The 22567-nt window shown below is 67.8% G+C and carries 25 protein-coding genes; 20 read left to right on the forward strand and 5 right to left on the reverse strand.

The features are described from left to right. The first annotated feature begins 1 nt into the window (after position 1). From rplX to HALKA_RS0116975, 15 genes are all read left to right on the forward strand, one after another. Complete coding sequence (gene rplX / locus HALKA_RS0116905; RefSeq protein ID WP_015762795.1) at positions 2 to 364, forward strand: 50S ribosomal protein L24; 363 nt, start codon at positions 2 to 4, stop codon at positions 362 to 364. Beyond that, positions 361 to 1155 (forward strand): 30S ribosomal protein S4e, encoded by a 795-nt coding sequence (locus tag HALKA_RS0116910; protein ID WP_018259117.1) that lies wholly within the window; start codon positions 361 to 363, stop codon positions 1153 to 1155. The genes rplX and HALKA_RS0116910 overlap by 4 nt, the downstream gene beginning before the upstream one ends. Next, positions 1152 to 1679, forward strand: a complete 528-nt coding sequence (locus tag HALKA_RS0116915; RefSeq protein ID WP_018259118.1) for a 50S ribosomal protein L5 — start codon at positions 1152 to 1154, stop codon at positions 1677 to 1679. The genes HALKA_RS0116910 and HALKA_RS0116915 overlap by 4 nt, the downstream gene beginning before the upstream one ends. Continuing rightward, the gene (locus tag HALKA_RS0116920) at positions 1676 to 1849 is read left to right on the forward strand and encodes a 30S ribosomal protein S14 (RefSeq protein WP_015762798.1); all 174 of its coding nucleotides are present in this window, start codon (positions 1676 to 1678) and stop codon (positions 1847 to 1849) included. Before HALKA_RS0116915 ends, HALKA_RS0116920 begins: the two co-directional genes overlap by 4 nt. Before the next feature lie 2 nt (positions 1850 to 1851). After that, entirely contained in the window at positions 1852 to 2244 is a 393-nt protein-coding gene (locus HALKA_RS0116925) for a 30S ribosomal protein S8 (protein ID WP_015762799.1), read from the forward strand. A gap of 2 nt (positions 2245 to 2246) precedes the next feature. Further along, the gene (locus HALKA_RS0116930; RefSeq protein ID WP_015762800.1) at positions 2247 to 2783 is read left to right on the forward strand and encodes a 50S ribosomal protein L6; all 537 of its coding nucleotides are present in this window, start codon (positions 2247 to 2249) and stop codon (positions 2781 to 2783) included. After that, complete coding sequence (locus HALKA_RS0116935; protein ID WP_018259119.1) at positions 2783 to 3505, forward strand: 50S ribosomal protein L32e; 723 nt, start codon at positions 2783 to 2785, stop codon at positions 3503 to 3505. The genes HALKA_RS0116930 and HALKA_RS0116935 overlap by 1 nt, the downstream gene beginning before the upstream one ends. Then, complete coding sequence (locus HALKA_RS0116940) at positions 3502 to 3951, forward strand: 50S ribosomal protein L19e (RefSeq protein ID WP_015762802.1); 450 nt, start codon at positions 3502 to 3504, stop codon at positions 3949 to 3951. The genes HALKA_RS0116935 and HALKA_RS0116940 overlap by 4 nt, the downstream gene beginning before the upstream one ends. Then, the gene (locus HALKA_RS0116945; RefSeq protein WP_015762803.1) at positions 3951 to 4511 is read left to right on the forward strand and encodes a 50S ribosomal protein L18; all 561 of its coding nucleotides are present in this window, start codon (positions 3951 to 3953) and stop codon (positions 4509 to 4511) included. Before HALKA_RS0116940 ends, HALKA_RS0116945 begins: the two co-directional genes overlap by 1 nt. After that, the gene (locus HALKA_RS0116950) at positions 4508 to 5140 is read left to right on the forward strand and encodes a 30S ribosomal protein S5 (protein ID WP_018259120.1); all 633 of its coding nucleotides are present in this window, start codon (positions 4508 to 4510) and stop codon (positions 5138 to 5140) included. The genes HALKA_RS0116945 and HALKA_RS0116950 overlap by 4 nt, the downstream gene beginning before the upstream one ends. Then, positions 5137 to 5601: a 50S ribosomal protein L30 gene (gene rpmD / locus HALKA_RS0116955; protein ID WP_018259121.1), complete on the forward strand. Its 465-nt coding sequence runs from the start codon at positions 5137 to 5139 to the stop codon at positions 5599 to 5601. Before HALKA_RS0116950 ends, rpmD begins: the two co-directional genes overlap by 4 nt. Next, positions 5601 to 6095 (forward strand): uL15m family ribosomal protein, encoded by a 495-nt coding sequence (locus HALKA_RS0116960; RefSeq protein ID WP_018259122.1) that lies wholly within the window; start codon positions 5601 to 5603, stop codon positions 6093 to 6095. The genes rpmD and HALKA_RS0116960 overlap by 1 nt, the downstream gene beginning before the upstream one ends. 1 nt (position 6096) lies before the next feature. Then, positions 6097 to 7611 (forward strand): preprotein translocase subunit SecY, encoded by a 1515-nt coding sequence (gene secY / locus HALKA_RS0116965; RefSeq protein WP_018259123.1) that lies wholly within the window; start codon positions 6097 to 6099, stop codon positions 7609 to 7611. Between the two features lie 268 nt (positions 7612 to 7879). Beyond that, on the forward strand, positions 7880 to 8374 hold the full coding sequence (locus HALKA_RS0116970) for a hypothetical protein (protein ID WP_018259124.1): 495 nt from the start codon (positions 7880 to 7882) through the stop codon (positions 8372 to 8374). Between the two features lie 109 nt (positions 8375 to 8483). Continuing rightward, on the forward strand, positions 8484 to 9008 hold the full coding sequence (locus HALKA_RS0116975; RefSeq protein WP_018259125.1) for a hypothetical protein: 525 nt from the start codon (positions 8484 to 8486) through the stop codon (positions 9006 to 9008). Between the two features lie 7 nt (positions 9009 to 9015). On the opposite strand, the gene HALKA_RS0116980 is transcribed toward HALKA_RS0116975, so the two are convergent. Next, positions 9016 to 10512, reverse strand: a complete 1497-nt coding sequence (locus HALKA_RS0116980; protein WP_018259126.1) for a cobyric acid synthase — start codon at positions 10510 to 10512, stop codon at positions 9016 to 9018. Further along, positions 10509 to 11807 carry a cobyrinic acid a,c-diamide synthase gene (locus tag HALKA_RS0116985; protein ID WP_018259127.1) on the reverse strand — a complete coding sequence of 433 codons (1299 nt, stop codon included), beginning with the start codon at positions 11805 to 11807 and terminating at the stop codon, positions 10509 to 10511. The genes HALKA_RS0116980 and HALKA_RS0116985 overlap by 4 nt, the downstream gene beginning before the upstream one ends. 497 nt (positions 11808 to 12304) lie before the next feature. Between HALKA_RS0116985 and HALKA_RS0116995 the strand changes: the two genes are divergently transcribed. Beyond that, positions 12305 to 13093: a CbiX/SirB N-terminal domain-containing protein gene (locus HALKA_RS0116995; RefSeq protein WP_018259128.1), complete on the forward strand. Its 789-nt coding sequence runs from the start codon at positions 12305 to 12307 to the stop codon at positions 13091 to 13093. A gap of 161 nt (positions 13094 to 13254) precedes the next feature. Here the strand turns inward: HALKA_RS0116995 and HALKA_RS0117000 are convergent, their stop codons facing one another. The 3 genes from HALKA_RS0117000 to cobN all read right to left on the reverse strand — a co-directional run bounded on the left by HALKA_RS0117000 (position 13255) and on the right by cobN (position 18753). Then, complete coding sequence (locus tag HALKA_RS0117000; protein WP_018259129.1) at positions 13255 to 14013, reverse strand: cobalt-precorrin-7 (C(5))-methyltransferase; 759 nt, start codon at positions 14011 to 14013, stop codon at positions 13255 to 13257. Then, positions 14010 to 14738, reverse strand: a complete 729-nt coding sequence (locus HALKA_RS0117005) for a precorrin-8X methylmutase (protein ID WP_245545442.1) — start codon at positions 14736 to 14738, stop codon at positions 14010 to 14012. Before HALKA_RS0117005 ends, HALKA_RS0117000 begins: the two co-directional genes overlap by 4 nt. A 106-nt stretch (positions 14739 to 14844) precedes the next feature. After that, positions 14845 to 18753 (reverse strand): cobaltochelatase subunit CobN, encoded by a 3909-nt coding sequence (gene cobN / locus HALKA_RS0117010; protein WP_018259131.1) that lies wholly within the window; start codon positions 18751 to 18753, stop codon positions 14845 to 14847. A gap of 34 nt (positions 18754 to 18787) precedes the next feature. Here cobN and HALKA_RS0117015 point away from each other — a divergent pair, with 34 nt between their 5' ends. The 4 genes from HALKA_RS0117015 to HALKA_RS0117030 are packed head-to-tail and all read left to right on the forward strand — an operon-like array spanning position 18788 to position 22478. After that, positions 18788 to 20974 carry an ATP-binding protein gene (locus tag HALKA_RS0117015; RefSeq protein ID WP_018259132.1) on the forward strand — a complete coding sequence of 729 codons (2187 nt, stop codon included), beginning with the start codon at positions 18788 to 18790 and terminating at the stop codon, positions 20972 to 20974. 51 nt (positions 20975 to 21025) lie between these two features. Beyond that, positions 21026 to 21214: a CbtB domain-containing protein gene (locus HALKA_RS0117020; RefSeq protein WP_015762817.1), complete on the forward strand. Its 189-nt coding sequence runs from the start codon at positions 21026 to 21028 to the stop codon at positions 21212 to 21214. A 2-nt stretch (positions 21215 to 21216) separates the two neighbouring features. Further along, positions 21217 to 22140 carry a CbtA family protein gene (locus HALKA_RS0117025; RefSeq protein ID WP_018259133.1) on the forward strand — a complete coding sequence of 308 codons (924 nt, stop codon included), beginning with the start codon at positions 21217 to 21219 and terminating at the stop codon, positions 22138 to 22140. Further along, positions 22140 to 22478, forward strand: coding sequence for a (2Fe-2S) ferredoxin domain-containing protein (locus HALKA_RS0117030; protein WP_018259134.1), 339 nt, complete (start codon positions 22140 to 22142; stop codon positions 22476 to 22478). Before HALKA_RS0117025 ends, HALKA_RS0117030 begins: the two co-directional genes overlap by 1 nt. The last annotated feature ends 89 nt before the right edge of the window (positions 22479 to 22567 follow it).

Here is a 22567-nt window from a genome sequence, read left to right on the forward strand (position 1 = left end):
CATGACACGACAACCATCCAAACAGCGCAAGAACGCACGGCGTGCCCCGCTTCACGAGAAGCAAAAGCAGGTGCGAGCGACGCTGGCCGACGACCTCCGCGAGGAGTACGACCAGCGATCCGTTCGCGTCAACGCGGGCGACACCGTCGAAGTGCTGCGCGGCGACTACGCAGGCGAAGAGGGCGAAGTCGTCGAGGTCGACCTCGACGACGCCGCCATCTACGTCGAGGATGTGACCGTCGCGGCAGCCGACGGCGAGGACGTTCCACGCCCGCTCGACGCGAGCAACGTTCGCGTCACGGAGCTGGATCTCGACGACGACCGCCGCGAGGCGCGCCTCGAATCCGAGGAGGACAGCGCATGAGCAACCATCAGAAACGACTATCGGTCCCGAAGAGTTGGCCGGTCGAGCGCAAGACCGAGACGTTCACCGTAAAGGCAGACGCTGGTCCCCACGGCGAAGCAGGAGTCCCCCTCCTGATCGTCCTGCGGGACGTGCTGGGCTACGCGGACTCCCGCAAGGAAGCCCGCTACGCCCTCAACAACGACAGCGTCCTGATCAACGGAAAGGCCGTCTCCGACGAGGAACGCCCGGTCGGGATGTTCGACATCCTGGCGTTCGTCGAGCGAGACGAGTACTACCGCGTGTTCCCCGGCGAGGGCGGTCGGCTGGCGCTGACCCCCATCGACGAGGACAGCGCACAGTCCAAGCTGGGCAAGATCGTCGGCAAGCGAGCGGTCAGCGGCGATCAGATCCAGCTGACGCTGCACGACGGCCAGACGCTCCTGGTCGAGGAAGACACCGACTACGACGGTGGCGACTCCATCGTCGTCGCCAACGAGGACAGCGAGTCTCAGGGCGACTCGGACAGTTCGAGCGGCGACGAGCCCCGAGAAGGCGAGATCGTCGCTCACTTCGAGTACGAAGCGGGCGCGCTGGTCACCGCCGTCGACGGCGCACACGCCGGTGAGATCGGCGAGATCGACGAGATTCAGGTCACGCCGGGGAGCTCCTCGAACAACGTGCTCGTCGAGCAGACCGACGGCGACGGCTTCGAGACCGTCGAAGAGTACGTCGTCGTCATCGACGAGAACTTCGTCGACGAGGACGCCGAGGACGCGGCCGCACAGGACGACGGAGGTGACGACGAATGAGCTCCGAGACCGACGCCGGCTTCCACGAGATGCGCGAGCCCCGCGTCGAGAAGGTCGTCGTCCACATGGGCGTCGGCCAGGGTGGTCGCGAACTCCAGGAAGGCGAGGAGATTCTCGCCGAGATCGCGGGCCAGCAGCCGGTCCGGACGGTCGCACAGAACACCGTCGGCGAGTTCGAGATCCGCCAGGGCGACCCCATCGGTGCGAAGGTGACCCTGCGGGCCGACGACGCCCAGAAGTTCCTCGAAACTGCGCTCCCGCTGACGGAGCTGTCAGTTTCGCAGTTCGACGACACCGGCAACTTCAGCTTCGGTGTCGCGGAACACACCGACTTCCCGAGTCAGGAGTACGACCCGCAGATCGGGATCTACGGGCTGGACGTGACGGTCAACCTCGTCCGCCCCGGCTACCGCGTGGCCAAGCGCGACAAGGCTTCGCGATCGATCCCGTCCAGCCATCGACTCGACGCCGACGACGCCGCTGCCTACGTCGAGTCGACCTTCGACGTGGAGGTGAGCGAATGAGCGAAAGCGAATCAGAAACAGAGGCCGAGGAATCGGTCCCGACCGGACAGCTCGAGGCGTGCCAGCGATGCGGTCGCGAGCAGGGTCTCGTCGGCAAGTACGACATCTGGCTGTGTCGCCAGTGCTTCCGAGAGATCTCTCGGGGCATGGGATTCAAGAAGTACAGCTAACTATGACAGGAAACGACCCACTCGCCAACGCGCTGTCGGCGCTCGACAACGCCGAGAGCGTCGGCCACCTCGAACAGACAGTACAGCCCGCTTCGAACGAGATCGGCAGCGTACTCGAGGTCTTCTACGACCGCGGGTACATCGACGGCTTCCAGTTCGTCGACGACGGCAAAGCCGGCTCCTTCGAGATCGAACTGAAAGGTGCCATCAACGAATGTGGCCCGGTCAAGCCCCGCTACACCGCGGGCGCAGACGAGTTCGAAAAGTGGGAGAAACGATTCCTCCCCGCCCGTGACTACGGGACGCTCGTCGTGACCACCAGCCACGGCATCATGAGCCACTACGAGGCCCGCGAAGAGGGCATCGGTGGCCAGGTCATCGCATACGTCTACTAACAATGCCAGAAGTAACACTCGCAATTCCAGACGAGGCAAGCGCGGAGCAGGACCACCTCGACCTCACGGTCGAGGGGCCCAACGGCTCCGTCACACGGCGACTCTGGTATCCGGACATCGACGTCTCCGTTCAGGACGGTAGCGTCGTCATCGCCTCCGAGGAATCGGACGCGAAGACGCGCTCGACGATCGGGACGTTCGAGAGCCACGTCGAGAACATGTTCCACGGCGTCACCGAAGGGTGGGAGTACGAGATGGAAGTCTTCTACTCTCACTTCCCGATGCAGGTCGAAGTCGAAGACGGTGACGTCGTCATCGAGAACTTCCTCGGCGAGCGAGCGCCCCGACGCGCTCCCATCCACGGCGACACCGACGTGTCCGTCGACGGAGAGGAACTCACCCTCTCCGGCCCGGACATCGAGGCCGTGGGCCAGACAGCCGCAGACATCGAACAGCTCACACGCGTCAACGACAAGGACGTCCGCGTGTTCCAGGACGGCGTGTACATCACGAACAAGCCGAACCGAGGTGACGCCTGATGGTAGACGACGAAGACGCAACCGAGCAGGGCGACGACGAACTCACCGAACTGACCGACATCAGCGGCGTCGGCGACTCGAAAGCAGAGGCCCTCCGAGAGGCCGGCTTCGAGACCGTCGACGACGTTCGCGGTGCCGACCAGTCCCAGCTCGCAAACGTCTCGGGCGTCGGCAACGCGCTCGCCGCTCGGATCAAGGCCGACGTCGGCAGCCTCGAAGTCGCCGACGACACTGAGGCCGAGGTCGAGGAAGAGGAGACCGACGAGTCCGACGAGGACGTCGAGACGGAACTCCGCCCTCGCGGCCTGGTCGACAAGACGCCGACCCTCGACGACGAGGAAGAACGGCTCCTCACCCAGCGCGACCGGGTCGGCAAGCCTCAGTTCAACGCACAGGACCACCACAAGAAAAAGCGGATCCCGACCTCTTGGCGCGCGCCGCGTGGCAAGCTCTCGAAGCAGCGCCGCGGCATCAAGGGCAAGGGCGACAAAGTCGAAGCCGGCTTCCGCTCGCCCACGGCGGTGCGAGGCAAGCACCCGTCGGGCTTCGAGGAAGTGTACGTCCACAACGTGGACGACCTCGAGGGCGTCGACGGTGACCGCGAAGCCGTCCGAATCGCCTCGAAGGTCGGCGCTCGCAAGCGCGAGCGCATCGAAGAGGTCGCCGAGGACGAGGGTATCCGCGTACTCAACCCCACCTACGAGGAGGTACAAGTCGAATGACGGACCTGACAGCACAGAAGCGACTCGCAGCAGACATCCTCGACGTCGGCGAGAACAAGGTCTGGTTCGATCCCGAACGCCAGTCCGACCTCGCAGACGCCATCACGCGTGACGACGTCCGCGAGATGATCGACGAGGGTGCCATTCAGGCGAAAGACGCCCAGGGCAACTCGCGCGGTCAGGCGCGAGCACGCCAGGAGAAGCGAGCGTACGGCCACCAGAAGGGAGCGGGTTCCCGGAAGGGGAAAGCCGGCGCACGACAGAACGAGAAAAAGGACTGGTCGTCGCGCATCCGAGCCCAGCGAAACTGGCTCAAAGAGCAGCGCGACGACGGCCAACTCGACAGTTCGCAGTACCGCGACCTGTACGATCAGGCGGCCGGCGGCGAGTTCGACAGCGTCGCCGACCTGCAACGATACGTCGAAGCAAACTACGGTGACGAATAATGGCAACAGGACCACGATACAAGGTGCCGATGCGGCGCCGCCGTGAGGCACGAACGGACTACCATCAGCGGTTGCGCCTGTTGAAATCTGGCAAGCCCCGTCTCGTTGCTCGAAAGAGCAACAAGCACGTCAGGGCGCAGCTGGTGACGCTCGGCCCCGACGGAGACGAGACCCTCGCTGCAGCACAGTCGCAGGACCTACAGGAGTTCGGCTGGGAGGCACCGACGGGCAACCTGCCCGCCGCGTACCTCACCGGTCTGCTCGCGGGTCTGCGAGCGATCGAGAACGGCGTCGAGGAGGCGGTCCTCGACATCGGGCTCAACAGCCCGACGCCGGGCAGCAAGGTCTTTGCGGTACAGGAAGGTGCAATCGACGCTGGGCTCGAAATCCCCCACAACGACAGTGTGCTCGCCGACTGGCAGCGAACCCGCGGCTCTCACATCGCGGAGTACGCCGAGTCGCTCGACGAGGACCTCTACGGTCGGGACTTCGACGCCACCGAGCTGCCGGAGCACTTCGACGAGCTCCGGGAGACACTGCTGGAGGCAGATGAACTATGAGTAACGGATGGAACCCACGAACGCGGCTGGGCAAACAGGTCGCCAACGGCGAGATCGACTCGATGCAGGAGGCGCTGAACTCTGGCCTGCCGCTCAAGGAACCGGAAATTGTCGACCAGCTCGTCCCCGATCTGGAGGACGAGGTCCTGGACATCAACATGGTCCAGCGGATGACCGACTCCGGACGCCGGGTCAAGTTCCGCTGTGTCGTCGTCGTGGGCAACCGCGACGGGCTCGTCGGCTACGCCGAGGGACGTGACGACCAGGTCGGCGGTGCGATCCAGAAGGCGATCGAGGTCGGCAAGCTCAACCTCATCGACATCTCCCGTGGCTGCGGTTCCTGGGAGTGTGGCTGTGGCCGTCCCCACACGGTCGCGCTGCGCACGACCGGCAAAGCCGGGAGCGTCGAGGTCGAGCTCCAGCCCGCACCGCGTGGGCTGGGCCTGGCGGGCGGAGAGACCGTCCGCAAGGTGCTCGAACTCGCCGGTATCGAAGACATCTGGACCCGCTCGTCGGGCAACACGCGAACGACCGTGAACTTCGCGAAGGCTACCTTCAACGCCCTGCAGAACACGGCCGAGGCTCGCGTGCCCGAACGTACCTTCGAGAAGCGTGAGGTGATCGAATGAAGGCACTTGTTCAGCTCCGCGGTGAGGTCGACATGAGCGAGGAGGTATCGGACACGCTGGAGATGCTCAACATCCACGGCGTGAACCACTGCGTGCTGGTCCCCGAGACGGACACCTACCGTGGCATGGTGACGAAGGTCAACGACTTCGTCGCCCACGGTCAGCCGAGCGTCGACGTCGTCGAGACGCTGCTCGCAAAGCGAGCCGAACCCCTCGAAGGGTCGGCCGACGTCGACGACGAGTGGATCGCCGAGCACACCGACTACGACGACCTCGGTGCGCTCGCGCAGGCCCTCGTCGACGAGGAGACGACGCTCCGCGACGAGGGGCTCTCCCCGACGCTCCGTCTGCACCCGCCCCGTGGCGGCCACGACGGGCTCAAACACGCCGCTACCGAGAGCGGCCAGCTCGGGAAGCACGACTCCGAGCAGATCGATCAGCTACTGGAGGCGATGCGATAATGACGAGTAAGAAACGACGACAACGAGGTTCGCGCACCCACGGCGGCGGCTCCCACAAGAACCGCCGCGGTGCCGGTCACCGCGGTGGCCGCGGTCGTGCCGGGCGCGACAAACACGAGTTCCACAACTACGAACCGATCGGCAAGAGCGGCTTCAAGCGACCCCAGAAGGTCAAAGAGGAGATCGCCGAGGTCGAGGTCCGCGAGCTCGACGAGGACGCTGCACTGCTGGCGGCCGAGGGCGTCGCGGAAGCGACCGACGGCGGCTACCGCATCGACGCCCGCGAGGTCGTCGACGAGGACGCCGACGCGGTGAAGGTCCTCGGTGCCGGCCAGGTCCGAAACGAGCTCGAACTGGTCGCCGACGCCTTCTCCGACGGCGCTCGCGAGAAGGTCGAGGCCGCCGGTGGGAGCGTCGAGCTGACCGAGCTCGGCGAGGAGCGCGCACAAGCCAAGGCTGAAGACGACGAAGACGAAGCAACCGACGAGGAGTAACATGAGCTGGAAGGACACCGCCGAACCGGTCCTCGTTCGCATGCCCGCCGTCCGCCGGCCGGAGGGGCACGTCCCCTTCAAGCGGAAGCTGGCCTGGACAGCCGGGGTGCTCGTGCTGTATTTCTTCCTGACCAACGTGATGCTGTTCGGGCTCGACATCGGCTCGGACTCGGCCCCACTGGGTCGATTCTCGTCGATCCTGGCGTCTGGTCAGGGTTCGATCATGCAGCTCGGTATCGGGCCGATCGTCACGGCCAGCATCGTGTTGCAGCTGCTCGGCGGTGCCGACCTGCTCGGACTCGACACGCAGAACAACCCTCGTGACCAGATCCTCTACCAGGGGCTCCAGAAGCTGCTGGTACTCGTGATGATCTTCCTCACGGGGCTACCGATGGTCTTTGCCGGCGGCTTCCTACCGCCGACATCGGTGAATCTGTTCGGGATGTCTCTGAGCGCCGGGGCCACTTCGTGGCTCATCTTCGCTCAGATCGCCGTCGGTGGCGTCCTCATCCTCTACATGGACGAGATCATCTCCAAGTGGGGGGTCGGGAGCGGGATCGGCCTGTTCATCATTGCCGGCGTCAGCCAGCAGCTGATCGGTGGTCTGTTCGCGCACCCGATCTTCGGGAGCCCCCAGGGCGAACTCGGGTTCTTCCCGACCTGGTTCCAGATCATCACCGGCAACATCCCGATCGGACCCGTCCTGCAGGCCGACGGACTCCAGGAGCTGCTGATCGGTGAGGGCCAGATTATCGCGCTCCTGACGACGATCCTCATCTTCGTCGTGGTCGTCTACGCGGAGTCGGTCCGCGTCGAGATCCCGCTGTCGAACGCGCGGGTCAAGGGCGCTCGCGGTCGCTTCCCGGTGAAGCTCATCTACGCCAGCGTCCTGCCGATGATCCTCGTCCGCGCGCTGCAGGCCAACATCCAGTTCCTCGGCCGGATTCTGGTGTCCCAGACCGGCCAGAACGGCGTCATCTCGCTGTTCGGCATGGAACTGCCGTGGCTCGGCGTCTACTCGATCTCGCAGGGGAGTCCCGCCAATCCGACCGGCGGGCTCTTCTACTACCTGTCGCCGATCTACGCGCCACAGGACTGGATGTGGTGGGCCTACTCGACGCAGGACGCGCTCAACGTGCTCCTGCGGGTCGGCGTCGACCTGACGTTCATGGTGATCGGCGGCGCGATCTTCGCCATCTTCTGGGTGGAGACCACCGACATGGGGCCGGAAGCGACGGCCCAGCAGATCCACAACTCCGGGATGCAGATCCCCGGCTTCCGACAGAACGTCGGCGTCGTCGAGAAGGTGCTCGAACGCTACATTCCGCAGGTCACCGTCATCGGCGGTGCCCTCGTCGGGCTGCTCGCCGTGATGGCGAACATGCTGGGTACCGTCGGAGGCGTCTCCGGTACCGGGCTGCTGCTGACGGTCTCGATCACGTACAAGCTGTACGAGGAGATCGCAGAGGAGCAGCTCATGGAGATGCACCCGATGATGCGCCAGATGTTCGGGTAACTCTCACACGCTTCTGTCGACGCCCCGGCTCTGGGGCGATCTTTCTCGCCGAACACGAATAGCTCCGCCAATATCTCGGAGAGGTGTCGCCACGGGACGTGGCGACTGATACGGACGGTTGTAGGCGTTTACCCAGTCGACCGCACGATGGCGTGCGGTCGATCTGGTAAAGACCTACAACTTTCCGTATGAACCGTTCTCCGCGGCAGCGGAGCGTTCGCGGTTCGTCTACCAGTACCTATTTGTCGAACGTTGGCAACGAGATGCTATGGGACAGGCAGACGTTACGTGTACGAAGTGTGGGACTGCGTTCCAGGTCGACACTCGCTACTTTCAGATATACGGCGAGGAGCCGTTCTGTCAGGACTGCCTGATCCACACGGAGTGCCAGTCCTGTGGCCGTGGGCTGCGTCTCCAGCCGTCGCGGTATCAGGAACTCGGTGGCGATCCGGTCGTCTGTACTGACTGTGATGGAGGGCAGCCCGCAGTATCCACTTCGCAGACTTCGACGAGTGGAGCGCCTTCGACACGATCCTCGGCAAGTGGGACGTCTTCGACGCAGACTTCCACCAGTGGGACGTTCTGGTCTGGCCTGAGCATCGGCGAGAAGATCGTCTTCCCGATCCTGCTGGCTGGATTCGTCGGGATGGTCGCTCTCGCACTTCTGGCGAACGCGAACGGCGGCGAGTTCGCGTCGCCGGCCATCGGCGGCGTCGGATTCTTGCTGTTCTGGTTGTACCGCCGGGGCAAGAAGAACCGTTGAGGGTGTATCTATGGGTTGGTGTGGGGGTCTCGTAGGTATTTGCCCCGGATTGGTCGGGAACGTGGATGCGGCCACACCTTTTTCGCGGTTCGGGACTGTACGCCTCGACATGGAGGCGTTCGTCGCCGAGAACCTCGACTACTACGCGGAGACGCAGGGTGTGTTGCCCGAACGGCTCGACGCCTTCGGCGAGACGTACCGCGAGCAGGGGTACCTGACCCGCGACCAGCTCTACGAGATCGCCTACGAGTCCTCGACGCGCAGCGCCTACCACGTCGAGTCGAACCCGGACGAGCGCTGCCGGGAGGTGACCCGCAACGTCCGGGCTGTCGACGGTGACTTCTCGAAGATCCAGTTGCTCACTGGGCTCAGCGGCTTCAAAGCCCCGACTGCGTCGTGCGTGCTCGCCGCGCTCGACGGCGACCGCCACGCCGTCGTCGACACGCGCGTCTGGGCGTCCCTGGAGCGGACGGGGTACCTGGAGGGGCGCACGGAGTCGTTCGACGCGGCCGACTACGTGACGATGATCGAGCCGATCAGAGCCATCGCCGGGGAGACGGGGTATCGACCGGTCGAGGTCGGCTACGCGCTGTTCGCCCACGACGACCGCGTCCGCGAGGGGACGCTCCACTGACCGGCGATCACGACTCGGAGCGGTCTGCCGGGAGATCGAGGGCGGACAGCTCGAGTTCGCGGACCAGCGCCGCGGCGTCGTCGAACGGCGTCTGGACCGACCGCTCGCTGCTGGGCCTGGTCCGGTCGGCGTGTGCGTACACCGCGTCGACGAACGCCGACCGAATCTGCTCGTTCTCGAAGAGGCCGTGGAGATAGGTGCCGAGCACGTCCTGGGTCGCGGCGCTGTCGGGTCCGAGTGGCCGGTGGGCCGACGCTGCGACGCTCGTCTCCCCCATGTGGATCTCGTAGCCCGACGCGGTCCCGCTCGCGCCGTCGATGGGGCCGACGCCGTCGACCGCGACGCTGACCTGCTCGACGCGTTTGGTCTCGCTGAATCGGGTTTCGACCGGGAGGCGGCCGACGCCCGCGACGGTCTCCGCGTCGCCGGTGCCTTCGACGCTGGCGTTCGTGATCCGCTCGCCCAGCAGCTGGTAGCCGCCACAGAGTCCGACGATCGGGCCGGAAAACGTCCGGATGGCCTCGTCGAGGCCGGCCTCACACAGCGCCAGCAGGTCGTCGACGGTGTTTTTCGTGCCGGGGAGGACGAGTCCCTCGATCCGGTCCAGCGTCCCATCGAGTGGGAGGTAGGCGACCCGGACGCCGGGCACGGCGGCCAGCGGTTCGAGGTCGGTGAAATTCGAGATGTGGGGCAGTCGGGGGACGCCGACCGTGACGGTCGCCGCTTCCGGGACGCCGTCGTCGGCACCGACGACGGCCCGCTGGTCTCGGTCGGGCAGCGAGAGGCTGTCTTCCGCCGGCAGGCCGGGATCGTCGTAGGGGAGCACGCCGAGGACCGGGACGCCGGTCCGGGCTTCGAGTTCGTCGATGCCGTCTTCGAGGAGCGTCGGGTCGCCCCGGAACTTCGTGATCGCGACTCCGGCGACCCGCTCTCGGATGGCCTCCGGCGCGAGTTCGAGCGTCCCGTAGAGGCTGGCGAAGACGCCCCCTCGCTCGATATCCCCGAGCAAGAGGACGCTGGCGTCTGTAACGCGGGCGGTTTCGACGTTGGCGAGGTCCCGGTCCTGAAGGTTGATCTCGGCGGCGCTGCCGGCTCCCTCGGCGACGATCACGCTGTACTCGTCTCTCAGTCGCTCGTAGGCGTCTCTGGCCGCGCTGCGAGCGCGCTCCCAGTGGTCGTCGTAGTAGGTCCGGGCCTCGTAGTGACCGACCGCCTCGCCGTCGATCACGAGCTGGCTCTCCCCGTCACCACGGGGCTTCAGCAGGACCGGATTCGCGTCCGTCGTCGGCGTGATCCCGGCGGCGCGGGCCTGGACGTACTGCGAGACGCCGATCTCGCCCCAGTCGCCGTCGGGCGTCGGCACCGCGCGGGCGTTGTTGCTCATGTTCTGGGCTTTGAACGGCGCGACGGAGACGCCCCGGTCCGCCAGCAGTCGGCACAGTCCCGCGACGACGGTGCTCTTGCCGACGTGACTCGCGGTTCCGGCGACGAGGATCGTCGTCATATGGCGTCGAGGAAGCGATCGAAGGCACCGCTCTCGGGGTGGCAGTGGCAGTACGTGCCCAGCGTTCGATACTCCGTGAGGCCGTCGCTCCCGTCCGCGATCCCGTCGCCCCGCGCTACGTCGAACGCGAAGGTGGCGTCTCGACCGACGGTCGCACTGGAGTAGTGAAACTCGTGGCCGCGTCGGCGCTGTCCCGCGCCGGCCGTGAGCGTGTCTCTCTCGGCGGCCAGCTCGACGTGGTCGAGCGCCTGATAGCGGTCGTGCATCGTGACCGTCGCGGGGAGGACGCCGGCCATCGAGTGAGTGTCGCCGTCGGTCGTCGTCAGCGTCTCGGCCAGCGCCATCAGCCCACCGCACTCGCCGTAGACGGGGAGCCCGTCGGCCGCTCGGCGGGCGAGCGTATCGAGCGCGGGGCTGTCTGCCAGCGCGTCGCCGCGGCGTTCCGGATAGCCGCCGGGGAGGTAGACGCCGTCGCAGTCGGGCAGCGGGTCGTCCGCCGTCGGAGCGAACGTCGTCACGTCGGCCCGCTGGCGGAGGCGCTCGACGGTGGCCGGGTAGTAGAACTGGAACGCCGCGTCACGGGCGACGGCGACGCGCTTCTCCGTCGCTGGGCCCGCCGGCTCGGGGTCCGGTCGGGGCGGCGCAGTGGCGATCTCAGCGAGGCGCTCCGTGCGCAGGTGCGCTCCGGCCTCGGCGAGCGCCGCCGCTTCGAGCGGTGCCTCCGCGCCCATGTGGAGCCCGAGGTGGCGATCCGGGATCTCCAGGTCCTCTCGGGGCGGGATGCGACCGAAGTACTCGATGCCCTCGGGCAACGCCTCGCGGATGCCGTCGGCGTGACGACCGCCGTGGGCGCGCTGGGCGATCACGCCCGCGACGTCGATCTCGCGGCCGATCGACGCGGCGTACCGCTGGAACCCCAGCGCCGTCGCGGCGACGCTCTCCATCCCGGCCTTCGCGTCGACGACGAGGACGACCGGCAGCGCCAGCGTCTCTGCGACCATCGCCGTACTCGAACAATCGCCGTCGTACAGCCCCATGACGCCCTCGACGACGCAGATGTCGCCCTCGCCCCGATAGTAGTTGCGCCGGAGCCCGGTCTCGCCTTCGAGCCACCGGTCGAGCGTGCGCGATGGACGACCGGCAACGTGCTCGTGATGGCTGGGATCGATGAAGTCGGGGCCGGCCTTCGCCGGCTGGACCGCGTAGCCGGCGTCGTCGAGCGCCCGAATCGTGGCCAGCGTCGCGACGGTCTTGCCGACGCCCGAACTCGTTCCGCCCAGGACGAACCCGTTCATCTGTCTGGTAGCACCAATACACTGTAGTTAGCACAAACTGACTTTAATCAGTCGATGTCGGCTCCTGGTGTCTGATCGGCGCGGACCTCGTTCGGGGCGACCCGAACGGCGATCGCCGCTCCCCACTGATACGGAAAGTTGTAGTTACTTACCGGTGAGCGTCGCCACGGGGTAGACGCTCACCGGTAAATTCCTACAACCGTCCGTATGAGACGAGCGCGTCCCCAGCGATCAGCACACTTTAATTTGGCCCGGTGTGTCCTTTCGGCCAGGCTGCCAGCCGCCCGCTCACGTGACTCTCGACGGGCGTCGGGACACGCGTCCGCTACCACAGTTCGATCGATCGGGCGGCTTTGTCACGCACTGGCGGCGCTGTCGAGTGGCCGTGTACCAGCGCGATCGCGCTGACCACAACTTATTTGATCCTTCCATCCATCGACAATAGCAAGCACAATTGGTGTAGTACAACTACACTTGTACTACCCTCTCCTCAACAGATGACTTCCGACGCACTCCTCCTCATCGGCCGGCGCACGACACACGCTCAGGCGACGTTCGAGACCCACGCGGCTCGCCTCGAAGACCGCGGCTTCGTCGACGAGGTTCACGTGTGTACTTTCGAGAGCGAGCCGATCCGCGAACTCCGCGATCAGTTCGAAGCGGTCTCGGCCGATCGGGTGTTCGCGGTGCCGATGTGTGTCGCCCACTCCTACGCGACGCTGGACGACCTCCCGGCCGCGCTCACGCACGTCTCCGGAGACGTGCGCTACTGTGAACCCCTCGGTGAGAGCCCGGTGGTGACGGAGGTGCTGCGAAGCCGTGCCACCGACGCGATGCCCGCCACGGAGCCCACTTCGCTGGCGCTCGTCGGTTTCGGCAGCAGCTCGAAGCCCCACCACAGACAGACGGCGGAGTACCACGCCGCCCGCATCGCCGAGCAGTCGGCCTACGACGAGGTCGAGACCTGCTATCTCCTCCAGAACCCGACCGTCGAATGCGTCCGCTACAACCTCCGCAACGAACGCGCCGTCGCCGTGCCGCTCTTTTTCACGCGGAGCGAGGCCACGGAGCGACGGATTCCCGAGGCCCTCGAACTGGACCGCGGCGGAATCGAGTACGCCGAACCGCTGGGCGAGCACCCGCGGATCACCGACGCCATCCGCGCGGCGGTCGAGCAACAGCGCGTCCTGGCCGACGGCGACGCCGCGACGCCGACGGCCTCGACGGCCCAGCCCAGGCCGGTCGCCACCGACGGCGACGGGCGCTCCACGCCGCCGGACAACTGATACGGACGGTTGTAGGCGTCTACCCAGTCGACCGCACGACGGCGTGCGGTCGATCTGGTAAAGACCTACAACTCTCCGTATGACACCGCCGCTTACGGCGCGACGGCTCCGACCCTGGTGACGCTCGCGCAGAAATAGCGGAGACGGCGGTGACGACCCGCCTACTCCGTTCGCACGGCCAGCACGGAGAGATCGGAGAACGGCGTCGCGTCCGGACCGCTGCCCCCGGCGTGGTTCGCCAGTTCGCCGAGCGTCGTCGTCGTCTGCGCCTCCTCGTCGTGGGTCAGGTGCTCGAAGACGAGCGCCGCCAGCGACGGGTCCGCGCCCGCGTCGAGCAGTTCGGCGGCGATATCGCCGGGCATCCAGTCGTAGGGCCGGGGCAACACCAGCAGGTGCCGCCGGCCGGCGTCGGCGCGCAACCGATCGAGGTCGGGCGTCACGTCGCCGCTCCTGTGCAGCGTGACGAACGTCGTCGCCTCCATCGGCGTGCGCGCACGGCTGGCGGCGACCTGGAGCGAGGAGACGCCGGGAACGATGGTGACCGGGCGGTCGACCGCCCGCTGGACCTTCCCGACGAACTGGTAGCCCGAGTGGTTGGGATCGCCCATCAACAGCGCCGTCCCGGACTCGCCGTCGGCCACGCGCTCCGCGAAGCGATCGAGCGTCTCGCTCTCGTCCCGGTAGCCACAGGTCAGCGCGTCGCCCTCGATCACCTCGCCGACGAACTCGACGACGGTCTCGAAGCCGACGACCACGTCGGCCTCGCGGATCGCGCGCTCACCCCGCGGCGTGAGGTAGTCGGGGTTGCCCGGACCGATGCCGACCGCGGAGACGGGATCGGCGGGCGACTCGACTTCCGGCGTCGCCGCGGCGAACGCGGCCGGGTCCGGCCCCGAATCGAGGTCGTAGTCGTCGCTCATTCGTCGCCGCTCTCCCCGCTCGATCGTTCGGCGGATTCGCTCGCCCCGCCTCGCGGGTCACTTCGTTCCCCGCTCGGTCGGCCTGCGGGTGAGCTCTCGATCGAGAGCTCACCCGCACGCACGTCGCTTGCGACGTGGACCAGTTCGTTCGCCAGCCCCGCCGCCAGGCCGCTGCCACCGCGTCGGCCGACGTTGGTGATCGTCGGGACGCCGTGCTCGGCGGCCACCTCCCGCAGGCGCGTGCGGCTCTCCGCGGCCTTGACGAAGCCCACGGGCGTCGCGACGACGACGGCGGGTCGAGTGCCGTCCTCGATGCAGTCGGCCAGCGCCAGCGCGGCGGTCGGGGCGTTGCCGACGACGGCGATCGCGTCCTCGTAGACGCCCTCGCTGTCGAGTTCGAGCACCGAGGCGGCGGTTCTGGTCATACCGGTCTCGGCCGCCAGTTCGGCCCCGTTGCCGATCGCCTTCCGGACCGGGCAGTCGTGCCCGCGCCCGGTGATCCCCTCCTTGACCATCGTGATGTCGGTGACGATCGGTCGCTCGTCGAGGACCGCTCGCGCGCCCGCACGGACGGGTTCGGAGTCGTCGGTGCTAGTGAACCGCATCAGGTGCTGAAACTCGGGGTCGCCGGTGGCGTGGACCGACTTCTGTCGGATCCGATCCGCGAGCGTCTCGTCCGGCACGATCTCGCGCACGCGGTCCATGCTCGTCTCGGCGATCTCCATCGCGTTCGCGGTGGTCGCGCCGAGGTCGGCGTACTCCTCGAAGGCGTCGCGCTCCTCGTCGGCGGCTGGGTCGCCCTCGTCTCGCGACTCCTCCGGCGTCGCGCCGTCAGTCGTCATCGCCGGGCACCTCCTGGCCGGCTTCGCCGCCGGCACGCGCCTCGATGTCGCCGTCGACCCGCAGATTCAGATCGCGGAGTCGATCGGCCGTCTCGTCGTCGGCGTCCCAGAGGCCGCGGTCGATCGCCTCCAGTAGCGTGTCGGTGATACTCTCCAGTGCCCACGGGTTCACGTCCCGGAGCCACTCCTGTCGCTCCTCGTCGAAGGCGTACTGCTCGGCCACGTCGTCCCAGAGGCGGTCGCTGACGACGCCCGTCGTCGCGTCCCAGCCCAGCACCACGTCGACCGTCGTCGAGAGGTCGCCGGCTCCCTTGTAGTCGTGCTCTTCCATGCTGTCGAGCCACTCGGGGTTGAGCACGCGGGCTCGCATGGCCTTGCGGACCTTCTCCTCGTTGGTGTAGACGGAGACGTTGTCCGGATCGCTGGAGTCGCCGACGTACGACGCGGGCTCCTCGCCCGCGATCTCGGAGACGGCGGTGATGAAGCCGCCGTGGAAGGCGTACCAGTCGGAGCTGTCGAACTCGTCTTGCTCGGCCGTGTCTTCGATCTTCACCGTGGCGTCGACGCTTCCCAGACGCCGCTCGAAGGAGGCGTGGGCTTCCGTCGTCGTCCCGCGACTGCCCAGCGCGTAGCCGCCCCACTGGACGTACACGTCCGCGAGGTCCGAGCGGTCCTCCCAGTTGCCCTCGTCGACGGCCTTGTTCGTCCCCGCGCCGTAGCCGCCGGGGCGGGTCGTGAACACGCGGTGTTTCGCCTGCTTTTCCGGGTTCTCGACGCCCTGCTCGTCGAGTTCCTCGGTGGCTTCCTCGACGTGTTTCTTGACGTAGTTCGACTCGTGTGGCTCGTCCAGCTCGACCACGGCGTCGACGGCGTCGTGGATCACGCTCGCGGCCTGCGGGAACGCGTCACGGAACAGTCCCGAGACGCGCGTCGTCACGTCGACGCGCGGTCGTCCGAGCTCGTCCAGCGGGATCGGTTCCACGTCGTCGATTCGACCGGCGTCGGTCCAGCGCGGTTCGACGCCCAGCAGCGCGAGCACCTGCGCGATCGTCTCGCCTCGGGTTCTGACGGTCGGCGTCCCCCACGCGACGACGCCGATCTCCTCGGGGTAGTCGTCGTGTTCGTCGTGGTGGCGCGCGAGCGTCTGCTCTGCGACCTCGCTGCCGACCTGCCAGGCGCTCTTTGCGGGCACTTTGCGCGGATCGAGCGTGTAGAAGTTCCGGCCCGTCGGCAGCAGGTCGACGCCGCCCCGAGTCGGCGCGCCACTGCCACCCGGCGGGACGTACTCGCCGGCCAGCGCGTCAGCGGTTCGGGGAATCTCCTCGGCGGCACCTTGCACGCGGGGCTGGACCTCTTCGCAGACGAACGCCAGTGCCGCCCGCAGCTCGTCGTGTGCGCCCGACTTCGCCCGGGCGTCGCCGAGCGGGTCGATGTCGACCACGAGGAGGTTCATGTTCAGTTCCTCGTCGGGACCCGCTTCGACGTTCGACTCCGGGAGGTCGAACTCGTGTTCGGCGAGGGTCTCCACGAGGTCGATGCTCGTCTCGTACACCTCGTCTGCCGCTTCCGACAGCGTCATTCCCAGCCGTTCGTCGTAGACGCCGGGCTCGTCGAGCATCCGCTGGTAGTCGACGCCCAGCACGCCCGCGACGCTCTCACGGAGGCTCGGGCCGCCGGGGTTCTCCAGCCGAGTGAGCGCGACGAGGTACTCGACGAGGCGGTCGTCGGTCGGGGGCTCGCCCATCGTGTGCAGCCCCATCCGGATCTGGGTCGTCTTCACGTCTGTGAGATACTCGTGGACCCGTTCGACCAGCTCGTCGATGTCGACGGCGTCCCCGTCGACCGCTCCTTCGGCGAGCGTGGTCCCTGCTTCGTCGGGACCCCGCACGTCGGCTTTCTCGTCAACTGTCCCCGTGATACCGAGTTCCACCGCCAGATCCAGCTCCGCCACTTTCTCGCGCAACAGCGATTCGAGGTGCTCGCCGTCGTCGGCGCGGGCGTCTTCCATGCCCGCCTCGCGGTACTGGTCGGCCAGTTCCTCCAGTTCCGCCAGTTCGTCGTAGGTGCCGGCGTTGCTCATGACCGGCGTGAGGTAGTCCACGACGGCGGCGTAGGAGCGGCGCTTTGCCTGTGTTCCCTCGCCGGGGTTGTTGACGATGTAGGGGTAGACGTTCGGGATGTCGTCGATCAGCTGGTCTGGGGCGCTCGCGCCGTTCAGGCCGACGGTCTTGCCCGGCAGCCACTCCAGGCTGCCGTGGGTGCCGAGGTGGACGACGGCGTCGGCCTCGAACGCCTCGCGCAGCCAGCTGTAGAAGGCCACGTAGTCGTGGGGCGGCTGGAGATCCGAGTCGTGGTACACCTTCGCGGGATCCATGCCGAAGCCACGCGGCGGCTGGACCGTCACGAGGACGTTTCCGAACTCGACGCCGGGGATGGCGAAGGGTCGGTCCGGTGGGTCGCCCCACTCCTCGCGAACGGCGTCCCGAAACCGCTCGTCGGTCTCGGCGAAGTAGTCGTCGTACTCGTCGGTCGACACCACGTCGACGCTCAGCTCTCGCACGTCTTCGGGCGCGACCCAGCGGTCGTCGAGCGTGAGTTGCCGTGTGAGCCGCTCGACGAGCGCCTGGCCGCTGTCGGGCATCGTCGTCCCCGTGTCGTACCCGCGCTCGTCGAGCTCGTCGAGCAGATTGACCGTGCTCTCGGGGCTGTCGAGGCCGAACGCGGTGCCGATGCCGTCGTCGCTGGGCGGGTAGTTGTGGAGGACGACGGCGACTCGCTTGTCCTCGTTCGGCGCGTGTCGCAGGCGCGCCCAGTTGACCGCCAGCCGCGCGACGTGGTCGACCCGGTCGTCGATCGGGAAGTGCTGCTTGGGCGCGGTGCCGATGCCGGCCTCGTCGTCGGTGCGTTCCTTGCCGCTGATCGGGTGCGTGACGACGTTGCCGTCGAACTCCGGCAGCGCGACCGAGAGGGCGAGTTCGAAGCCCATCACGCCGGTGTCGCTGCTCTCGTACCGGGATCGGGAGCGCATCGTCGTCACGGTCTGGAGCACCGGAACGCCCAGCCTGTCGAGGAACACGGCCTGGGCGTCGTCGCCCTCGTCGTCGGCGTCCCGGCCCCGCTCGTCCATCGACAGCGAGAACATGAACGACGAGCAGACGGCGTCGACGACCGGATCGCCTGCGGGCCGGGCGCTGGGACCGTCCTCGCTGGCGAGGAGCCACTCCTCGGTCACGCGCTCTGCGTCCCACTGTTCGTCGGTGTCGGTCGCCGGGTTGCAGAAGATCGGCAGGGCGTCGGCCCCCTGTGCCTCGATCGCCCTGACCTGTGCGTCGACGTAGCGGGTGTTCTCGTGTGTCCAGTGGGACTCGTAGAACCACACGGCGACGGTCGGGCGGTCGGCGTCGAACGTCGCGACGAGTTCGGCGTACGACGCGCCCGGATGGTCCGGGTGGTAGACGCCCTCCGTCGGGAGGTCCACCGGGTCGTCGTACGGGCGGTCGACGCCGCCGTACTCGTCGACGAGAAAGCGGATGCAGTTGGCGACGTTGCTGGTGCCGCCCCGTTCGAGGTAGTCGTACACTCGGTCGCGGTCCGTCGCGGCGACGGACGTGTCCTCGATCGCGTAGGCGTCGCCGGTCGACTTGACGACCAGGGGCACGCCAGCGTCTTCCAGTTGGGCGACCGCGTGGTCGTAGCCCGGCATGCTGTCTTCGGCACCGTGGAGCCAGAAAACGGCCGCGGTCGCGTCCGATATCTCGTCGAGGAACTCGTCGACATCGCTCTGGTCCTCCAGGTCGCTCTCCGAGCGGACCACCAGCTCCGCGTCGACTCGCGACGCGGCTCGCTGGACTGCCCCGAGCTCGTTCTCCGTCGCCGTGTACAGGGCGATCGTTGGCATAATATTGTTAAACCTCCATTGTCCTAATACAAGCATGATTGATTTCGGTGGCGGCAAAAAAGCTTCGCCCGGGCGGGCGGGCGAACTCGGGTTCGCCGACATCGTGGGTCAGGCGGAACTCAAAGAGGCGCTGTTGACCGTCGCGGCCAACGACGACCTCGACGGACTGCTGATTCAGGGCGAGAAGGGGACCGGCAAGTCGACGGCGGTGCGGGCGCTCGCGGCGTTGCTCCCCGACCAGACCGCCGTCGCCGACTGCCCGTACGGCTGTCCGCCCGACGAGCCCGACCGCCAGTGTGAGGACTGTCGCGAGCGGACCGACCCGCCGACCGAGCAGCGCCCGGTCCCGCTCGTGACCCTCCCGCTCGGCGCGACCCGCGAGCGCGTCGTCGGCACGCTCTCGGTCGCCGACGCGCTCGCTGGCGACTACGAGTTCGACCCCGGACTGCTGGCGCGAGCGAACCGTGGCATCCTCTACGTCGACGAGGTGAATCTGCTGGACGACCACCTCGTCGACGTGTTGCTCGACGCCGCAGCCAGCGGGACCAACCGCGTCGAGCGCGACGGCGTGAGCGTCGCCCACCCCGCCGACTTCACGCTCGTCGGGACGATGAACCCCGAAGAGGGCGAACTACGCCCGCAGCTACGGGACCGCTTCGCGCTCCAGGCGACCGTCACGGGTGCCGACGACCTCGACGACCGGGTCGCGATCATCGAGCAGGCGCTTGCAGACGGCGACGACGGCGACCGGCGGGCCGACGTTCCAGACGACGAGCGACGGACACGGCTCCGCGAGGCCCGAGCGGGGCTGTCGGCAGTGACGCTGCCCCCAGAGTTCACCACCGAGATCGCCGAACTGTGCCGCGACGCGGGCGTCGACGGCCACCGCGCGGACATCGCGACGGCCCGCGCCGCCCGCACCCTCGCGGCACTCGACGACCGCGCGAAGGTCCTCGAATCCGACGTACGGCGGGCGGCCGCTATGGCCCTGCCCCACCGACTCCGCTCGCGTCCCTTCGAAGACGAGCCAGACGCCTCGGAGCTGCTGGACGACCACTTCGACGACGAGAGCGGCGGCGACGGCGAGTCCGAGCGAGACGAGACCGAAGCCGACGCGGAGGGCGACGGCGACCAGAGTGAGGCCGATGGGGAGGGCGGTGACGACGCCGACGGCGACACCGCCGACGAGGAGAGCGGGGACGACACCGCGGACGAAGAGAGTGCAGGAGACACGCCGGACGGCGACGACGAGGGGCAGACACGGCAGCCGGCGGCCGACGACGGCGGAGACGACGCCCCGTCACCGCCGCCCGACTCCGAAGCCGTCGACGCCGGGGAGGACTCTGGCGAGGCCGAGCGCGGCGAGGACGAGTCCGACGGCGGCGAGAGCGACGAACGGACCGAGGGGACGCCGCTGGTGCCCGGCCAGTCCCCCACGCCCGTCGGCGAGAGCGACGCGCCCGACCTCAGTGCGCCCGAGGTCGTCGCCGAGGGTCGGGCCGCCAGCGGACGCGGGTCGGTCGCTCCCGCCGTCGACGGGGAGGGTGCGCGGGTCAGAACCCAGCGCGCGAACTCGGACCGCCAGATCGACGCCGCGGCCTCGGTCCGGGCCGCGACCGCACGAGGCGGCTCCGGCGTCGAGTCTCGCGACCTCCGCCAGTCGGTCCGGGAACGGGACAGCGCCGTGCTCGTGGTCTTCGCCGTCGACGCGAGCGCGTCGATGCGGCCGGCGATGCGGGCCGCGAAGGGGACGGTACTGGAACTCCTGAAAGACGCCTACCAGGAACGCGACGAGGTCGCGTTCGTGACCTTCGCCGGTGAGGGGGCCGACGTGCTCTTGCCGCCGACCGACAGCGTCACGCTCGCGGCCAGACACCTCAAAGACCTCCCGACGGGGGATCGAACGCCGCTGCCGGCGGGACTGCGCGCTGCCGGCGACGTGATCCGGCGAGCCGATCCGGCCGCCAGCGTCGTCGTCCTCGTGACCGACGGGCGCGCCAACGTCGCCGACGGGAGCCCGATCGAGGAGACGCGCGACGCGGCCCGCTGGATCGCCGCGCGCGGAAGTTCCGTCGTGGTCGTCGACGCCGGGGACGACGGCGACACCGGCCTCACGGGGCTGATCGCCGACGAGACCGACGGCCGGCGTGTGCCCCTGGACGCGCTCTCGGCCGAACGGATCGACGCCGCCGCCGGAGCCGCCAGAGCAAACGAGATTTAACAGAGACGAAAGCTTTACAATCTAGTTTGTACTTATCCACTCGTGGTTTCAATGACGACTGCTACCGACACCGTCTCGGGTCGCGTCGCACAGGCACAGACGGAACTGACTCCGACACAGTTACTCGCCGGCATCGCGCTCGTGGCCGCGCTGGGCTTCGCGCTGGTCTTCCTCCAGGCACCGATGGCCCACGACTCGATGCACAACTTCCGACACGCCGCCGGGGTCGTCTGTCACTGATCATGCTCGCCGACTACATTCTTCGCGGCGCGAAAGCGGGACTGGTCGCCGGCCTGCTGTTCGGGCTACTCGTGGCCCTGGTCGCCAATCCGCTCGTCGCCGCGGCCGACACGCACGGCCACGCCGATGCCGGAACGTCCGGTGAACACGCTGAGGAAGGGCATGCCGAGGAGGGCCATGCCGAGGAGGGTCACGCTGAGGAAGGGCATGCCGAGGAGGGTCACGCTGAGGAAGGCCACGCTGAGGAGGGCCACGCTGACGAAGACCACGCCGAGGAAGGCCACGCTGACGAAGACCACGCCGAGGAAGGCCACGCCGAGGCCGGTGGTCACCACGAGAGCGCCGTCTCGGCGACGGTGACGAACGTCGTGAGCGTCGGTGCCAGCGTGCTGTGGGGCCTGCTGCTCGGGACGGTCGTCTTCGGCGTCGCCGGCTACGTCCTCGAACCGATCGTTCCCGGCGAGGGTGCCGTCCAGAGCGCGCTGCTCGCGGTCGGTGGCTTCGTCACCGTCTCCGGCGCGCCGTGGCTCCTCCTCCCGCCGTCGCTTCCGGGCGTCGAACGCGCCATTCCGACGGACACCGGCATGGTGCTCTACGCCGGCATGATGGTCGCTGGCGCGGTCGTCTGCCTGCTGTCTGCGGTGTGCTACGACCGACTTCGCGACCGGTACGGTCGCCTCGCGGCAGGGACCGTAGCGATGGCACCGTTCGCGCTGCTCGTCGCAGTGGGCACGCTCACGCCCTTCGGACCGGCGACCGGCTCGCTCTCTCCGGCGCTGGCCGACGGGCTGCTCGGAACGGTCGTCTTCGGCCAGCTCCTCCTGTGGACGGCTCTCGCAGCGACACACGCGCGACTGGGCGGCGACGATGCGTCTCGATCGGCGACGCCGTCCGCACGGACAGACGCCGCCCTCAGTGCGGACTGATGGAGGAGCGCACGGCCGAGGTCCACGAGCGGGGCTTCTCCGATCACGTGCTCGTCTGTACGAACGGCCGAGAGAGCGAGCACGCCTGCTGTGGCGAGGCCGGCGGCGAGGCGGTCTTCGACGCCGTCGTCGAGTGGCTCCGCGAGCGCGACCTGCTGTGGTCGCGCGTCTACGTCGCCGAGACGGGCTGTCTCGGACTCTGTAGCGCCGACGGCGCGGCGATCGCGGTCCACCCTCGGAGCAGTTGGTACTCGGACGTGCGACCCGACGACGTGGCCGCGCTGCTGGCCGAGGAGTTCGGTCCCGACGGGTCCCGGCTCGGCGTCACTGTCGACTGACAGTCCGTGACCGATTTTGCCATCGCGAATAGCTTCACCCGACCGGTGTGACGAGACTTCTCATACTACCGGCTGTAAATCTGTACATC

It is taken from the genome of Halomicrobium katesii DSM 19301 (assembly GCF_000379085.1).
Taxonomy (GTDB): domain Archaea; phylum Halobacteriota; class Halobacteria; order Halobacteriales; family Haloarculaceae; genus Halomicrobium; species Halomicrobium katesii.

What these genes read in the sequence shown, in the direction of transcription:
- HALKA_RS0116980 (WP_018259126.1), bottom strand. Translation starts at nt 10,512, where the DNA reads ATGACGACGATCCTCGTCGCCGGAACCGCGAGTCACGTCGGCAAGAGC.
- HALKA_RS0116985 (WP_018259127.1), bottom strand. Translation starts at nt 11,807, where the DNA reads ATGAACGGGTTCGTCCTGGGCGGAACGAGTTCGGGCGTCGGCAAGACC.
- secY (WP_018259123.1), top strand. Translation starts at nt 6,097, where the DNA reads ATGAGCTGGAAGGACACCGCCGAACCGGTCCTCGTTCGCATGCCCGCC.
- HALKA_RS0116945 (WP_015762803.1), top strand. Translation starts at nt 3,951, where the DNA reads ATGGCAACAGGACCACGATACAAGGTGCCGATGCGGCGCCGCCGTGAG.
- HALKA_RS0116970 (WP_018259124.1), top strand. Translation starts at nt 7,880, where the DNA reads ATGGGACAGGCAGACGTTACGTGTACGAAGTGTGGGACTGCGTTCCAG.
- cobN (WP_018259131.1), bottom strand. Translation starts at nt 18,753, where the DNA reads ATGCCAACGATCGCCCTGTACACGGCGACGGAGAACGAGCTCGGGGCA.
- rpmD (WP_018259121.1), top strand. Translation starts at nt 5,137, where the DNA reads ATGAAGGCACTTGTTCAGCTCCGCGGTGAGGTCGACATGAGCGAGGAG.
- HALKA_RS0116950 (WP_018259120.1), top strand. Translation starts at nt 4,508, where the DNA reads ATGAGTAACGGATGGAACCCACGAACGCGGCTGGGCAAACAGGTCGCC.
- HALKA_RS0116935 (WP_018259119.1), top strand. Translation starts at nt 2,783, where the DNA reads ATGGTAGACGACGAAGACGCAACCGAGCAGGGCGACGACGAACTCACC.
- HALKA_RS0116920 (WP_015762798.1), top strand. Translation starts at nt 1,676, where the DNA reads ATGAGCGAAAGCGAATCAGAAACAGAGGCCGAGGAATCGGTCCCGACC.
- HALKA_RS0116910 (WP_018259117.1), top strand. Translation starts at nt 361, where the DNA reads ATGAGCAACCATCAGAAACGACTATCGGTCCCGAAGAGTTGGCCGGTC.
- HALKA_RS0117015 (WP_018259132.1), top strand. Translation starts at nt 18,788, where the DNA reads ATGATTGATTTCGGTGGCGGCAAAAAAGCTTCGCCCGGGCGGGCGGGC.
- HALKA_RS0116975 (WP_018259125.1), top strand. Translation starts at nt 8,484, where the DNA reads ATGGAGGCGTTCGTCGCCGAGAACCTCGACTACTACGCGGAGACGCAG.
- HALKA_RS0116925 (WP_015762799.1), top strand. Translation starts at nt 1,852, where the DNA reads ATGACAGGAAACGACCCACTCGCCAACGCGCTGTCGGCGCTCGACAAC.
- HALKA_RS0116940 (WP_015762802.1), top strand. Translation starts at nt 3,502, where the DNA reads ATGACGGACCTGACAGCACAGAAGCGACTCGCAGCAGACATCCTCGAC.
- HALKA_RS0116960 (WP_018259122.1), top strand. Translation starts at nt 5,601, where the DNA reads ATGACGAGTAAGAAACGACGACAACGAGGTTCGCGCACCCACGGCGGC.
- rplX (WP_015762795.1), top strand. Translation starts at nt 2, where the DNA reads ATGACACGACAACCATCCAAACAGCGCAAGAACGCACGGCGTGCCCCG.
- HALKA_RS0117030 (WP_018259134.1), top strand. Translation starts at nt 22,140, where the DNA reads ATGGAGGAGCGCACGGCCGAGGTCCACGAGCGGGGCTTCTCCGATCAC.
- HALKA_RS0117005 (WP_245545442.1), bottom strand. Translation starts at nt 14,738, where the DNA reads ATGGAGATCGCCGAGACGAGCATGGACCGCGTGCGCGAGATCGTGCCG.
- HALKA_RS0116915 (WP_018259118.1), top strand. Translation starts at nt 1,152, where the DNA reads ATGAGCTCCGAGACCGACGCCGGCTTCCACGAGATGCGCGAGCCCCGC.
- HALKA_RS0116930 (WP_015762800.1), top strand. Translation starts at nt 2,247, where the DNA reads ATGCCAGAAGTAACACTCGCAATTCCAGACGAGGCAAGCGCGGAGCAG.
- HALKA_RS0117020 (WP_015762817.1), top strand. Translation starts at nt 21,026, where the DNA reads ATGACGACTGCTACCGACACCGTCTCGGGTCGCGTCGCACAGGCACAG.
- HALKA_RS0116995 (WP_018259128.1), top strand. Translation starts at nt 12,305, where the DNA reads ATGACTTCCGACGCACTCCTCCTCATCGGCCGGCGCACGACACACGCT.
- HALKA_RS0117025 (WP_018259133.1), top strand. Translation starts at nt 21,217, where the DNA reads ATGCTCGCCGACTACATTCTTCGCGGCGCGAAAGCGGGACTGGTCGCC.
- HALKA_RS0117000 (WP_018259129.1), bottom strand. Translation starts at nt 14,013, where the DNA reads ATGAGCGACGACTACGACCTCGATTCGGGGCCGGACCCGGCCGCGTTC.